General features: G+C 67.6%; 16 protein-coding genes. 13 read left to right on the top strand and 3 right to left on the bottom strand.

The window, feature by feature from the left end; translation table 11 throughout:
• Together H504_RS0126670 and H504_RS42180 are read right to left on the bottom strand one after the other, a co-directional pair.
• A complete protein-coding gene (locus H504_RS0126670) occupies positions 1 to 1,545 on the bottom strand; it encodes a substrate-binding domain-containing protein (RefSeq protein ID WP_026425268.1) in 1,545 nt (514 codons plus the stop codon).
• Between the two features lie 339 nt (positions 1,546 to 1,884).
• A complete protein-coding gene (locus tag H504_RS42180; RefSeq protein ID WP_169735466.1) occupies positions 1,885 to 2,070 on the bottom strand; it encodes a hypothetical protein in 186 nt (61 codons plus the stop codon).
• A 22-nt stretch (positions 2,071 to 2,092) separates the two neighbouring features.
• On the opposite strand from H504_RS42180, the gene H504_RS0126660 reads away from it, so the two are divergent.
• From H504_RS0126660 to H504_RS37175, 13 genes are all read left to right on the top strand, one after another.
• On the top strand, positions 2,093 to 3,079 hold the full coding sequence (locus tag H504_RS0126660; RefSeq protein WP_342668808.1) for a helix-turn-helix domain-containing protein: 987 nt from the start codon (positions 2,093 to 2,095) through the stop codon (positions 3,077 to 3,079).
• A 5-nt stretch (positions 3,080 to 3,084) separates the two neighbouring features.
• Positions 3,085 to 3,276 carry a DUF397 domain-containing protein gene (locus H504_RS0126655; RefSeq protein WP_026425265.1) on the top strand — a complete coding sequence of 64 codons (192 nt, stop codon included), beginning with the start codon at positions 3,085 to 3,087 and terminating at the stop codon, positions 3,274 to 3,276.
• Between the two features lie 8 nt (positions 3,277 to 3,284).
• The gene (locus H504_RS37185; RefSeq protein WP_035306285.1) at positions 3,285 to 3,461 is read left to right on the top strand and encodes a DUF397 domain-containing protein; all 177 of its coding nucleotides are present in this window, start codon (positions 3,285 to 3,287) and stop codon (positions 3,459 to 3,461) included.
• A gap of 8 nt (positions 3,462 to 3,469) precedes the next feature.
• Positions 3,470 to 3,646 carry a DUF397 domain-containing protein gene (locus H504_RS37180; protein WP_035306282.1) on the top strand — a complete coding sequence of 59 codons (177 nt, stop codon included), beginning with the start codon at positions 3,470 to 3,472 and terminating at the stop codon, positions 3,644 to 3,646.
• Between the two features lie 11 nt (positions 3,647 to 3,657).
• Positions 3,658 to 3,852: a DUF397 domain-containing protein gene (locus tag H504_RS0126640; RefSeq protein ID WP_026425264.1), complete on the top strand. Its 195-nt coding sequence runs from the start codon at positions 3,658 to 3,660 to the stop codon at positions 3,850 to 3,852.
• A gap of 19 nt (positions 3,853 to 3,871) precedes the next feature.
• Positions 3,872 to 5,215, top strand: a complete 1,344-nt coding sequence (locus H504_RS0126635) for a replication-associated recombination protein A (protein WP_026425263.1) — start codon at positions 3,872 to 3,874, stop codon at positions 5,213 to 5,215.
• A gap of 101 nt (positions 5,216 to 5,316) precedes the next feature.
• A complete protein-coding gene (locus tag H504_RS0126630) occupies positions 5,317 to 5,736 on the top strand; it encodes a DUF948 domain-containing protein (RefSeq protein ID WP_026425262.1) in 420 nt (139 codons plus the stop codon).
• Entirely contained in the window at positions 5,736 to 5,999 is a 264-nt protein-coding gene (locus H504_RS0126625) for a hypothetical protein (RefSeq protein WP_026425261.1), read from the top strand. Before H504_RS0126630 ends, H504_RS0126625 begins: the two co-directional genes overlap by 1 nt.
• Before the next feature lie 58 nt (positions 6,000 to 6,057).
• Positions 6,058 to 8,721 carry an alanine--tRNA ligase gene (gene alaS / locus H504_RS0126620; RefSeq protein WP_026425260.1) on the top strand — a complete coding sequence of 888 codons (2,664 nt, stop codon included), beginning with the start codon at positions 6,058 to 6,060 and terminating at the stop codon, positions 8,719 to 8,721.
• The gene (gene ruvX, locus H504_RS0126615) at positions 8,718 to 9,224 is read left to right on the top strand and encodes a Holliday junction resolvase RuvX (RefSeq protein WP_026425259.1); all 507 of its coding nucleotides are present in this window, start codon (positions 8,718 to 8,720) and stop codon (positions 9,222 to 9,224) included. The genes alaS and ruvX overlap by 4 nt, the downstream gene beginning before the upstream one ends.
• Complete coding sequence (gene mltG, locus H504_RS0126610) at positions 9,221 to 10,405, top strand: endolytic transglycosylase MltG (protein WP_026425258.1); 1,185 nt, start codon at positions 9,221 to 9,223, stop codon at positions 10,403 to 10,405. Before ruvX ends, mltG begins: the two co-directional genes overlap by 4 nt.
• Positions 10,392 to 11,234, top strand: a complete 843-nt coding sequence (locus H504_RS0126605) for a shikimate dehydrogenase (RefSeq protein WP_026425257.1) — start codon at positions 10,392 to 10,394, stop codon at positions 11,232 to 11,234. Before mltG ends, H504_RS0126605 begins: the two co-directional genes overlap by 14 nt.
• 102 nt (positions 11,235 to 11,336) lie before the next feature.
• The gene (locus H504_RS37175) at positions 11,337 to 11,777 is read left to right on the top strand and encodes a prepilin peptidase (RefSeq protein WP_051386298.1); all 441 of its coding nucleotides are present in this window, start codon (positions 11,337 to 11,339) and stop codon (positions 11,775 to 11,777) included.
• A 186-nt stretch (positions 11,778 to 11,963) separates the two neighbouring features.
• Here H504_RS37175 and H504_RS0126595 read toward each other — a convergent pair.
• A partial coding sequence (locus tag H504_RS0126595) for a transposase (protein ID WP_211239403.1) occupies positions 11,964 to 12,369 on the bottom strand: 406 nt, incomplete at its 5' end.

Below are 12,369 nucleotides of genomic sequence, written 5' to 3'. Positions count from 1 at the left end.
TCAGTCGGGCACGCACTCGGTTGCCCTGGTGAGGTCCGCGCAGGGCTTGGCCCCGCCTACGCGGATGGCCTGCTTGCCGACACTCTCGGTGAGGTAGTTCAGGAACCCGGCGACCGGCGAGCCGACAGGTGGTTCGCCGATGGTGTACGCGTATTCGGTCGCCCAGAAGAACCCGTCCTTGCTGACGTTGTTCAGGCTGGACCGGCCACTGGAGATGAGGATTGTGTGCACGCCCGTGTGCCCCCTCGCCTTGTTCGTCTCGCTGTAGCCGATGGCTCCTGGCGTGGTCGCCACGGCGTCCAGCAGGAGTTCGGTCGTGGATCGTTCGCACAGGCGCACCCGATTCGGGTCGCTGGGCAGCGAGTGGTTGAGGTCCCTGCAGTTCTCCGAGTTCATCACCCCCTCGTCTCCGTCGAGTGCTTGCTCGAACGCCTTCCTGCTGCCAGACCCACCCGTTCGGCCGACCAGCCGCACCGGCAGGTTCGCCCCACCCAGTTCCGTCCAGTTTTTGATTTTGCCGCTGAACAGGTCCTTGATGTTTTGCAGGCTCAGGTCGGGTACGGTGGCCTCGGGGTTGACGACAATGCTGAATGACACAAGGGCGACTGGCCTGCCCTTTATCCTGTCTGATCCCGAGCTGGTTGTCCCGTCGCTGAAAACGATGTAGTCCTTGGTCTTGTCTGGCAGGCCCGATTCGGCGATCTTGTTCAGGTTCAAAATGCCGTCGGCACTGTTGCGCGTATCGCGGACCACTTCCGCGTGGCTGCAGGTGCTCGTGTAGCCGTCCATCGACTCTTGCAGGATGTTCTCGAACGCCGTCGAACCGGTGATGACCAGGTTCCCGCTCGTGCACCCCAACGGGTCAGGCGGTAGCAACCAGGTGTCCAGTCCGAACGCGACCAGAGCCACCGCCAGTGACGCAACCAGCAACCACGTCCACGCCGACGCCCCGGTCTGGCTGCTGGTCTTGACCGGCCGTCCACTGCGGACCCCGCCCTTGATGGCGCCGATCAGCACCGGCTCCGGGTATTCCCGCCCCGGGTTCGGCCCGTCCCGCTCCAGCACGGCGAGCACCTTGTAGTGCGCTTTCCGGTTCAGCGGCACCCTGGGCAGGCGAATCGTGTCGCCGTGGTGGCCGAGCCCGGAGTCGGCGCCGAAGAATTGGTCCAGGTGCGGGTCGCTGGTTTCGGTGATGGCCTTGTCCACGACCCGGCGGCCCGGGAACTGGACCTGCAAACCGACGTCGGCACCTTCCCGGGCCGCGTAGTCGTCCAGGTCGATGTTCGTCGACCCCGCGTTCTCCAGCCGCAGCAGAACCAGGGTCGGATCAATGAGCCTGGTCCCGTGGTCACCGAAGTCCAGTTGCCGCAACGCCCCGGGATTCACCTCGGTCTGACCGTTGTCGTCCGCCTGGATCCTGGTGTCCAGTTGAACCCGGTACCCGATCCGTTTGCGCCGGATGAACAGGAACTCCCAGCAGAAAGCCAGCAGCGACACCGCCACGCCGGCCAGGGTGAGCACAAGTCCCAGGGGAAAGTCGTCCACGACCCCTCCGCATGCCGAAGTGCCGCCACGCTAGCGGCGCCCGCCCCTTCCCCGACGCCCCGTCGAGCGATGTTTACCCCGTGTTGTCCGACCCCAGCCCCCGGTCACGCTTTGTCCGTCGCGCTTTCCCGCCACCACCCCTCGCTGACGTCCCCCGTCGATCGCCGAACACCGACCCGGCTGCCATTTGCGGCACCCCGCACTGGTCACGGCTGTGCATCACAAGTCACTGACGTGGTCACCCGGGACGGCTCGAGGGGTTGGGTTCACCGCATTCGGGGTTGCTGATAGTTTCGGCCGGGCCGTGGCCAGGGGCTACTGGTCACGGCCCCGCCGGGGTCAAGCCGCGTCCAGCGCGGCGATGGCCTGGGTGGCGAGGTCCACCAACTGGGTGAGGTTGGCCCGGTTCATGGTCATGCTGTACTCGTCGCCCTGTCCGAAGTGGAGGGTGGCCTGGTCGACCCCGGACGCGTCCATCCGCATCGGGACGTCGTGCGCCAGGTCGACCCAGGTCTCGACGGACACACCTGGTTGGGTGAAAAGTGCCATGGGGTTGCCGTCTCCGGTTCTGCGTGCCGCTCGGGTCTCAAGCCCGACTGTCATGCTGAACGATAGGGAGACTGTCGGGCTTACGGTAGACGCACGATCGGGTGAACCAGGGGAGTGGGCAATGGGCCACGCACGGCCTACATTCGAACGCAGGCAACTCGGCTTGGTACTCCGCCGGTTGCGGGAGCACGCGGGTAAGACCCAGCAGTCGGCCGCCGACGCCCTGGGCAAGGTCCGCTCACGGGTCGTCCAGTTGGAAGACGGAACCGCCACAGCCAGCCAAGAGGATCTCGAAAAGCTCCTCGACTACTACAGTGTCGTCGGTGATGAGCGAGCAACAGCCCTGGAGCTAGGCGCTCAGGCCCGTCGTCGACAGCAACGACGAATCCATGTAGACAATTTGCCTGATGCTTATCGGCGGTTCGCTGATCTGGAAGCCAGCGCGGTCGAGATCAACGTTTACGACACAGGTGTTATCCCCGGGCTCCTGCAGTCGCCGGGCTACCTTCAGGCGCTGTTCGCGGAGGCTGAGGGCATCTGGTGGGCAGCCGCAGATGCCCAAGGCGAAGACCGGTGGGTGTACCGCACGGATCGCCAAGCGCGGATTCTTCGTGACGGCGACCGACGCATCATGCGGTTCGTGGTGACCGAGGACGCTCTTCGGGCCAACATGGGCGCCCCTGAGATCATGCGTGAACAGTTGAACCACCTGCTGGGCTTGCTTGACAAACTGCCCGATCTCAACATCCGTGTCATGCGCGCAGACGCATATGGCAATCCGCTGCGTGGCTACGGGTTGACCATCCTCGGCTTCGGTGAGCGTGGGGCACCAATCGGCTACTCGTCACCCGTTCTCGGTCCGTCAACTTATTACGACGGGGAACCTGAGACCACGGCTATGCTGCGTGCGTTCTACCGGTTGTGGGAGACGGCATTGAGCCGGGAAGAGTCCCGCCGGTTGATCCAGCAAATCGCGAAGGAGTAGTACGCATGGGTGCCCAGGTCCGGGACACGGGTTGGTTCAAGAGCAGCTACAGCGGCGCAGCCAATGAGACCTGCGTTGAGGTGCGCCTGACCGACACCATTGTGCGGGTTCGGGACACGAAGAACCGCACGTCTGGCGTGCTGAGCGTCGCCCCGGCAACGTGGAGTGCGTTGGTCACTGACATCAAGATGAACTAAGGGGCGAGATGGACACCGGTTGGTTCAAGTGCAGCCGCAGCGGCGCGGCCGACGAGACCTGCGTTGAGGTGCGCCTGACCGACACCGACGTGCGGGTTCGGGACACGAAGAACCGCGCGGCTGGCGTGTTGCGCGTCGCCCCGGCGACGTGGAGTGCGTTGGTCACGGATATCAAGAGCGGCTAGGAGGAGCGATGGACACCGGTTGGTTCAAGAGCAGCCGGAGCGCCGCTGCCGAGGCTAACTGCGTTGAGGTGCGCCTGACCCACACCGTCGTGCGGGTTCGGGACACCAAGAACCGTGGGGCCGGCGTGCTGAGCGTCACCCCGTCAACGTGGAGTTCGCTGGTCGAAGGAGTCAAGAGCAGCTAGGAGGAGCGGCGATGGACACCGGTTGGTTCAAGAGCAGTCGCAGCGCGGCGGCCGAGGAGAACTGTGTCGAGGTGCGCCTGACCAGCACCGTGGTCGGGGTCAGGGACACCAAGAACCGGCCGGCCGGTGCCCTCTCTCTCGTACCCACCACCTGGTCCACCTTCCTCACCACGACCAAGAGCGGGCGGTTCGACCCGCTCGCCTGACCGGGTAGCGTCGGCCCCTGTGGAACAGGAGTTCGACCTCTTCGGCGCCCCCGCCTCGGACAGCGCGGTCCGCAAGGCGGCGGCGAACGCCCCGTTGGCGGTTCGGATGCGTCCCGCCACCCTCGACGAGGTCCTCGGCCAGGACCACCTCCTCGGCCCCGGCGCCCCGCTGCGTCGCCTCGTCGAGGGTGCCGCACCGGCTTCCATTCTTCTTTACGGGCCGCCGGGAACCGGGAAAACCACCCTGGCGACCTTGGTGTCGTCCGCAATCGGCCGCCGGTTTGTGGCATTGTCCGCGCTGTCGGCGGGCGTTAAGGAAGTGCGTGCCGTCATCGATGAGGCCCGGCGGCGGCTAACGCACTCCGGTGAGTCCACCGTCTTGTTCATCGACGAGGTTCACAGATTTTCCCGCACTCAGCAGGACGCCCTACTCGGCGCCGTGGAGGACCGAATTGTCCTTCTCGTTGCCGCTACCACGGAGAACCCGTTCTTCTCCGTCGTATCGCCTCTTCTCTCTCGTTCCCTCGTCCTGCAACTCCAGCCCCTTACCGATACGGACATAGAGGCTCTGGTGCGCCGCGCGGTCGCCGATGAGCGTGGGCTAAATGGCACAGTCACCCTCGAAGACGATGCCGAGGCGCACATAGTCCGTCTCGCAGGCGGAGACGCCCGCCGCGCTCTTACCGCTCTCGAGGCCGCCGCCGACTCCGCGCTATCCGCCAACGACGGCACCATCGACCTCCCCACCGTCGAGGCCACCGTCGACAAGGCCGCCGTCCGCTACGACCGCCAAGGCGACCAGCACTACGACGTCATCTCCGCCTTCATCAAGTCCATCCGGGGCTCCGACGTCGACGCAGCCCTGCACTACCTCGCCCGGATGATCGAGGCGGGCGAGGACCCCCGCTTCATCGCCCGCCGCCTCGTCGTCCACGCCAGCGAGGACATCGGCCTGGCCGACCCCACCGCTCTCCAGGCGGCCGTCGCCGCCGCGTCGGCCGTCCAGTTGATCGGCATGCCCGAGGGCCGCCTCGCGCTCGCCCAGGCCACCATCCACCTCGCGACCGCGCCCAAGTCCAACGCCGTGTGCACCGCCATCGACGCGGCACTCGCCGACGTCCGCGCCGGGGGAGCGGGCCTGGTGCCACCGCACCTGCGCGACGGCCACTACGCCGGTGCCAAGAAGCTCGGTAACGCCACCGGGTACCGCTACCCGCACGACGTACCCGAGGGCGTTCTCACCCAGCAGTACCCGCCCGACAACCTGCGCGATCGCGACTACTACGAGCCCACGCAACGCGGTTCGGAGCGGCACTTGGCCGACCGCGTGCCGAAGCTGCGAAGGGTCATCCGAGGGGAATAACCGAGTCGCCCCCCGGCGCCCTGACCACGCACACTGGCACGCGTACCGGCACGGTAACCTGGCCCCCGATCAAATCCGGGGTCAGGCCATGAGGAGGGCTCGTGACAGCAGGGCAGATCGCCGCGCTGGTGGCCGCAGGCGCGTTCGTACTGCTGGTTGTGCTGCTGGGCATCGTGCTGGCCAAGCTCGGCCGCACGCTCGACGAGGCCACCATCGCCATCCGCAAGGCGCACGAGAACAGCGACCCGCTGTTCCTCGGTGCCAACACCACGCTCAGCCACGTCAACACCCAGCTCGAACGGGTCGACGGGATCACCGCGAACGCTCAGGCCGTCACGGGCAACGTCTCGGCGTTGACCTCGGTGTTCACCGCCACCCTGGGTGGACCGCTGGTCAAGGCCGCTGCGCTCTCTTACGGCGTCAGCAAGGCCATCAGGGCTCGCCGCAAGGCTAAGGCCGACCCAGAGGGCAAGCACACGCGTGGCGGTAAGCGCCGTCTGCGCCGCGGGGCGAAGTCGTGATCCGCCGGGTGTTCTGGCTCGGCGTGGGCATCGCCGCCGGGATAGCCCTCAGCCGCAAGGTCAAGCAGACCGCGCACGCCATCACGCCCGCGGGCATCGCGGAGAACCTCGGCGACGCCGTGCACGAGCTGGCGGGTGCCATCGGCTCGTTCGGCGCCGACGTCCGCGCGGGCATGGTCGAGCGCGAGGAGGAACTGGCCGACACCGTCGAGCGCCGCTCCGGGGTCACCCCCGGCGTGCGAGCACGCCGGGCGAACGGCTGACCCGTTCCGCCGTTCGCCGTCTCGGCCCGCCGTCCACCAGACCACCCGAGGACCTCCAGTGCAGACCCACGAGATCTCCAACCGCTTCCTGGACCACTTCAAGCGCAACGGGCACACCCAGGTGCCCAGCGCGTCGCTGATCTTCGAGGACCCCAACCTGCTGTTCGTCAACGCGGGCATGGTCCAGTTCAAGCCGTACTTCCTCGGCCAGGTCCCGCCGCCGTACCCGCGGGCCACCAGCGTGCAGAAGTGCGTGCGCACCGGTGACATCGACGAGGTCGGCAAGACGACCCGGCACAACACGTTCTTCCAGATGGCGGGCAACTTCTCCTTCGGCGACTACTTCAAGGCGGGCGCCATCGAGTTCGCCTGGGAGCTGATCACCAAGAGCCCCGCCGACGGCGGCTACGGCCTCGACCCCGAGCGCCTGTGGGCCACCGTCTACAACGACGACGACGAGGCTCTTGACCTGTGGCGCAAGGTCGCGGGTCTGCCCGAGGAGCGCATCCAGCGCCGCGACGGCAAGGACAACTACTGGGACATGGGCGTGCCCGGCCCCGGCGGTCCTTGCTCGGAGATCTACTACGACCGCGGCCCCGAGCACGGACGCGACGGCGGCCCGGTCGCCGACGAGGACCGCTACCTGGAGATCTGGAACCTCGTCTTCATGCAGGACGAGCGCGGCGACCTGAGCCCGAAGGAAGGGCACAAGCCGATCGGGTCCCTGCCCACGAAGAACATCGACACCGGCATGGGCATCGAGCGCGTAGCCACCATCCTGCAGGGTGTCGACAACGTGTACGAGACCGACCTGGTGCGGCCTGTCATCGGTAAGGCCGAAGAGATGTCCGGCCGCCGCTACGGCTCCGGTAGCACTGTCGACGACGTGCGCTTCCGGGTCATCGCGGACCACGCGCGCAGCGGCATGATGCTGATTGCCGACGGTGTGAACCCCGGCAACGAGGCCCGTGGCTACGTCTTGCGCCGTCTGCTTCGCCGCATCGTCAGGTCTGTCCGGCTCCTCGGCGTGAATGAGCCCGTCTTGGGCGAGTTCGCCGCCGTCGTGCGCGACACCATGTCGCCCTCTTACCCCGAACTGGCGAGCGACTTCCCGCGCATCGAGTCCGTCATGCGCAAGGAGGAAGAGACCTTCCTCGCCACCCTCGCCAGCGGCAACAAGATCTTCGACCTGGCCGCCGACGAGGTCAAAGCCGACGGCCGCGCTGAGCTGCCCGGCGACAAGGCGTTCCAGTTGCACGACACCTACGGCTTCCCGATCGACCTGACCCTGGAGATGGCGGCCGAGAAGGGCCTCACCGTCGACGAGACCGGGTTCCGGGAGCTCATGGCCGAGCAGCGCGCCCGCGCGAAGGCCGACGCCGCGTCCCGCAAGACCGGCCACGGCGACCAGACGGTCTACCGCGACCTCTTGGCGCAGGGACCCACCGAGTTCCTTGGCTACGAGACGCTGAGCGCCGAGGCCACCGTGCGCGGTCTCGTCCGCGAGGGCACCCGCGTTCGTAGTGCTTCCGAAGGTGAGATCGTCGAGGTAGTTCTGGACCGCACGCCGCTCTATGCGGAGTCGGGCGGCCAGGAGAGTGACGCGGGCACCATCAGCGGACCCGGTGTGGAGCTGGAAGTCCTCGACGTGCAGAAGGTCGCCCGCAAGCTGTGGGTACACCAGGTACGCGTGCGTAGCGGCGAGATCGTCGAGGGCCAGCACGTAGAGGCGCTGGTCGACGCCGAGTGGCGTATCGGCGCGCGACAGGGCCACTCGGGTACCCACGTCGTGCACGCCGCCCTGCGCGAGGTGCTTGGCCCGACAGCGCTTCAGAGCGGCTCTTACAACAAGCCGGGCTACCTGCGTCTCGACTTCGCGTGGTCGGGTGGCCTGTCGGCGGAGACCCGCAGCGAGATCGAAGAGGTCTCCAACCTCGCCGTGCGCAAGGACCTCCCCGTGCGCGTTGTGTACACAGACATGGGTGGGGCGCAGGAGTTGGGGGCGGTAGCCCTCTTCGGTGAGACCTACGACGAGACCGTCCGGGTAGTGGAGATCGGCGGCCCCTGGTCGCGTGAGCTGTGCGGCGGTACGCACGTCGAGCACTCGTCGCAGATCGGGCCCATCACGCTGCTCGGCGAGTCCTCGGTGGGCTCCGGCAACCGACGCCTTGAGGCGTACGTGGGCATGGAAGCCATGCGCTTTTTGGCCAAGGAACGCGCGCTGGTGCAGAACCTCGCCGCCATGCTCAAGGTGCCCGACGCCGAGGTCCCCGCGCGCGTAGAGGCCCTCGTCGACCGGCTGCGCAACGCGGAGAAGGAACTGGAGAAGCTGCGCGCCGGGCAACTGCTGTCTTCCGCGGGCGACCTCGCCGGCAAGGCCGAGGACCTTAACGGCACGGCCCTCGTCGCCCTGAAGGTCCCCGATGGCGTTAGCGGCAACGACCTCCGCACGCTCGCGACCGAGGTGCGCAACCGTCTCGGTTCGCGACCGGGCGTAGTGGCCCTGTTTGCAACGGACGGCGACAAGGTGAACTTTGTCGTTGCCACAACCTCGACCGCGCGGGACAACGGGCTCGCCGCGGGCAAGCTCGTCCCGGCCTTCGCCCCCGCCATCGAGGCGCGCGGCGGCGGCAAACCGGACATGGCCCAGGGTGGTGGCGCCAATCCGGCCGGTGTCGACGAGGCGGTGACCGCTCTGCGCAAGGCGCTGGCCGGGTCGTGAGCCCGGCCGGGCAACCCAGGCCGGACCGCCCCGGGACCGACGACCCGGGGCGGGGCCGCCGCCTCGGCGTTGACGTCGGCTCCGTCCGGGTCGGCGTCGCCGTGAGCGATCCGACTCCCATCCTCGCCTCTCCGCTGGTTACGCTGTCCCGCGACGAGCGGTCGGGCAGCGACATCGACCGGCTCACCGAGATCGTCGCCGAGTACGAGGTGGTCGAGGTGGTGGTGGGTTTGCCGAGGACGCTCGCCGCGCGACACGGCGCCGCCGCCGAGGCCGCGCACGCCTACGCCGTCGCGCTCGCCACCCGGATCTCCCCGGTTCCCGTCCGGCTCACCGACGAACGGTTGACCACGGTGTCCGCGTCCCGGATGCTCAGCGACCGCGGCGTGAAGGGCAAACGGCAGCGCGCGGTCGTCGACCAGGCCGCGGCGGTCGAGATCCTGCAGTCGTGGCTCGACGCCCGCGCGGCGGCTCTCGCCCGAACCCGGGAGGCGGAATCATGAGCGACGAACTCGACCTGTTCGAGGAGCAGGAAGAAGACACCGGTAGGCGCAAGTCACGCAGTAAGAGGCGCGTCCGGCTCATCGTCATCGGTGCCATCGTCCTGGCCATCCTCGCCGGGGGCGTCTGGTACGGGTTGCGCACCATCGCGGGCATCGGCGGGTACGACGACTACTCGGGCGCGGGGGAGTCCGACGTCGTCTTCGAGGTCCAGCCCGGCGACACCACCGGCACCATCGCCAACCACCTCAAGGACGCCGACGTGGTGGCCAGCTCGCGCGCGTTCGTCGACGCCGCCGAGTCCGAGTCGAAAATCCGGTCAGTGCAACCGGGCTACTACGTGATGCGCACCAAGGTCTCGGGAGCCGACGCCGTCGCCAAGATGGTCAACCCCACTTCGCGCGTGGGGAACCTGCAGATCAAGGCGGGCACCCAGTTCGACGACGTGGTCAACGGCAACGCCGTGACGCCGGGCGTGTACTCGCTGCTGTCAAAGGCGTCCTGCGCGCAGCTCAACGGTAAGAGCACCTGTGTCGCCGTTGACGACCTGCGCAAGGTAGTGGAAACCGCCGACCTTACGGCTCTCGGCGTCCCCGACTGGGCGGTGCCAGACGCGTCGAAGTCCCCAGAGCCCAAGCGGCGCCTGGAAGGCATCATCATGCCGGACGTCTACGAGGTCAAACCCGGCTCCACGGCCGAGGAGCTGCTGAAGGGTCTCATCGCCGACTCCTCCGCGCGGCTGCAGAGCATCGGTATGCCCGCCCTGGCCGATTCAACCGGCTTCACCCCGTACCAGGTGTTGGTCATGGGCTCGCTGGTCCAACGCGAAGCCATCGCGGGCGACTTCACCAAGGTCGCCCGAGTCACCTACAACCGGCTCGCGAAGTCCATGAAGCTCGAATACGACTCCACGGTCAACTACGTCCTCGACCGCCCCGCGATCCGCACGAAGCCCGAAGACCGGCTCAAGGCGGGGCCGTACAACACCTACGCCAACCTGGGGCTGCCGCCCACCCCGATCGCCTCCGTCTCCCGAGAGGCCATCGAAGCCGCCGCGAAGCCCGCCGACGGCACGTGGCTGTTCTTCGTGCGCTGCCAGAAGGACGGCACCTCCTGCTTCGCGAACACGCTTGAGGAACACAACGCCAACATCGCGCTGGCCGGACGGAATGGCGCTTACTGACCACCGACGGGCAGCCGTCCTCGGTTCACCCGTCGAGCACTCGTTGTCCCCGGTCCTACACGGAGCCGCTTACGCCGCTTTGGGTTTGCCGTGGGAGTACACGCGCATCGAGTGCACGGACGCGGAGTTGCCCGGCCTAGTGTCCTCGCTAGGACCTGAGTGGGTTGGCCTGTCAGTCACCATGCCCGGTAAGCGCGCCGCGTTGTCTTACGCCTCCAGCGCCACCAACCGCGCCATCGCCGTCGGCGCCGCCAACACTCTTGTCCGCACCGCATCCGGTTGGCACGCCGACTGCACAGACGTCGACGGAGTAGTGGGCGCGTTGCGGTCTTCCGGCTTCGCCAACGGATCCACCGGGGCCGTACTCGGTGCGGGTGGCACCGCGTGCGCCGCCTTGGCCGCCTTCGTCGACCTGGGCATCACCTCAGCCTCTGTCGTCGTCCGCGACCCCACCCGCGCCACCGAAGCCATCTCCTGCGCGTCTCGATTGGGCCTCCCCCTCACCGTCCACCGCTGGGCCGACACCGATTTCGCCGCCATAGCCACGACTTCGGTCGTCGTCTCCACCGTCCCGCCTGCGGCCACCGCTCCACTGGTGTCCACTTTGGCCAGTGCCGCCCACCTCCTCGACGTGATCTACCACCCGTGGCCCACTCCCCTCGCCGAGGCGGTTTCTGCCGCGGGCGGAGCCGTTGCCACCGGCCTGGACATGTTGCTGCACCAGGCTTTCGGCCAGGTCACCCGCTTCACCGGCCACCCGGCCCCCCGCCACGCCATGCGCGACGCCCTTTTCGCAGCCACCGGCGGAATCCTGCCGCTGCCGCTCTAAGCAGGGTTTCGCTTTCCTGTCAACTCCCCATCCCCACCGTATCGAGCGACTGCCCCTCGTGCCCTCCCGCCCTTACCTTGGGAGGTACCGAAAGGAGCCGCCATGACCATCGCATCCGCTTCCCCGCCAACACTTCTGCCCGTGCTATTCCTCGCCCTCCTGGCAGTGCCGCTCGCCATCATCGACCTGCGCACCTCCAGACTCCCCAACGTCCTCACCCTGCCCAGCTTCCCCATCGCACTGGCCCTCCTCATCCACACCCTCCCCGCTGCCCTCCTGGGCGCCTGCGCCCTCACCTCATTCCATCTTTTGGTGCGCACCATCCACCCACCCGCCATCGGTTGGGGCGACATCAAACTCTCCCCAACCCTCGGCCTCTACCTGGGCACCGCGGGCCCCTTAGCCCTGCTCCTAGCTCCCCTCATCGCCTCCTGCATCACCCTCGCCCTGTGCCTCACCCGCAACCCCACCTGGCGCACCCGCATCCCCCACGCCCCCGGCCTCCTCACCGCCACCCTCGCTCTCTCCCTCACCCCTCTATAGCCCCGCACCCCTCAAGGAGCCCACCGATGCCCACCACCCACCAAGTCCCGCCTGCCCATCGAGCCGTCTCCGCCCCCAGTAAGTCGGCCCGCTTATCAAGTCCCGCCGTGCCCTTCTCTCCCCAAGGGGCTCGCCCGTGCCCAGTGCCCACTCGCCCAATGCCCCCTCATCCACTAGGGCCTGTCCTCAAAGCCAGATCGTGAGGGTGGCCAGGTCGATCATGCCTCGGTGGGAGGTGGCGGTCTTGTCGAAGCGGGTGGCGATGGCGCGGAACTGTTTGAGTCGGTTGAAGCAGCGTTCGACCACGTTGCGGCGTGTGTAGGCGGTGCGGTCGAAGGCCGGTGGTCGTCCGCCGGCGCGGCCTTTGCGTTTGCGGTTGTCTTGTTGGTCGCGGCGTTCCGGGATGGTGGCCGGGGTGCCTCGTCGGCGCAGGTGGTCGCGGATGGCCTTGGTGGAGTGGCCCTTGTCGGCGAGGACGCGGCCCGGTCTGGTCGCCGGGCGGCCCGGACCCGGTCGTCGGAACGTGATGCCGGCCATGACCCGGGTGAGTTGGGTGCGGTCGTTGACGTTGCCGCCGGTCGGCACGACCGAC

The organism is Actinokineospora inagensis DSM 44258 (genome assembly GCF_000482865.1).
Lineage (GTDB): Bacteria > Actinomycetota > Actinomycetes > Mycobacteriales > Pseudonocardiaceae > Actinokineospora > Actinokineospora inagensis.
The sequence above is the reverse complement of the archived record's forward strand: the minus strand, read 5'-3'. Positions and strand labels throughout refer to the sequence as shown.

Coding starts and splice junctions, on each gene's coding strand:
- H504_RS0126660 (WP_342668808.1), top strand. CDS start 2,093: ATGGGGTTGCCGTCTCCGGTTCTGCGTGCCGCTCGGGTCTCAAGCCCG.
- mltG (WP_026425258.1), top strand. CDS start 9,221: ATGAGCGACGAACTCGACCTGTTCGAGGAGCAGGAAGAAGACACCGGT.
- H504_RS0126605 (WP_026425257.1), top strand. CDS start 10,392: ATGGCGCTTACTGACCACCGACGGGCAGCCGTCCTCGGTTCACCCGTC.
- H504_RS0126655 (WP_026425265.1), top strand. CDS start 3,085: ATGGGTGCCCAGGTCCGGGACACGGGTTGGTTCAAGAGCAGCTACAGC.
- H504_RS0126640 (WP_026425264.1), top strand. CDS start 3,658: ATGGACACCGGTTGGTTCAAGAGCAGTCGCAGCGCGGCGGCCGAGGAG.
- H504_RS37185 (WP_035306285.1), top strand. CDS start 3,285: ATGGACACCGGTTGGTTCAAGTGCAGCCGCAGCGGCGCGGCCGACGAG.
- H504_RS37175 (WP_051386298.1), top strand. CDS start 11,337: ATGACCATCGCATCCGCTTCCCCGCCAACACTTCTGCCCGTGCTATTC.
- H504_RS37180 (WP_035306282.1), top strand. CDS start 3,470: ATGGACACCGGTTGGTTCAAGAGCAGCCGGAGCGCCGCTGCCGAGGCT.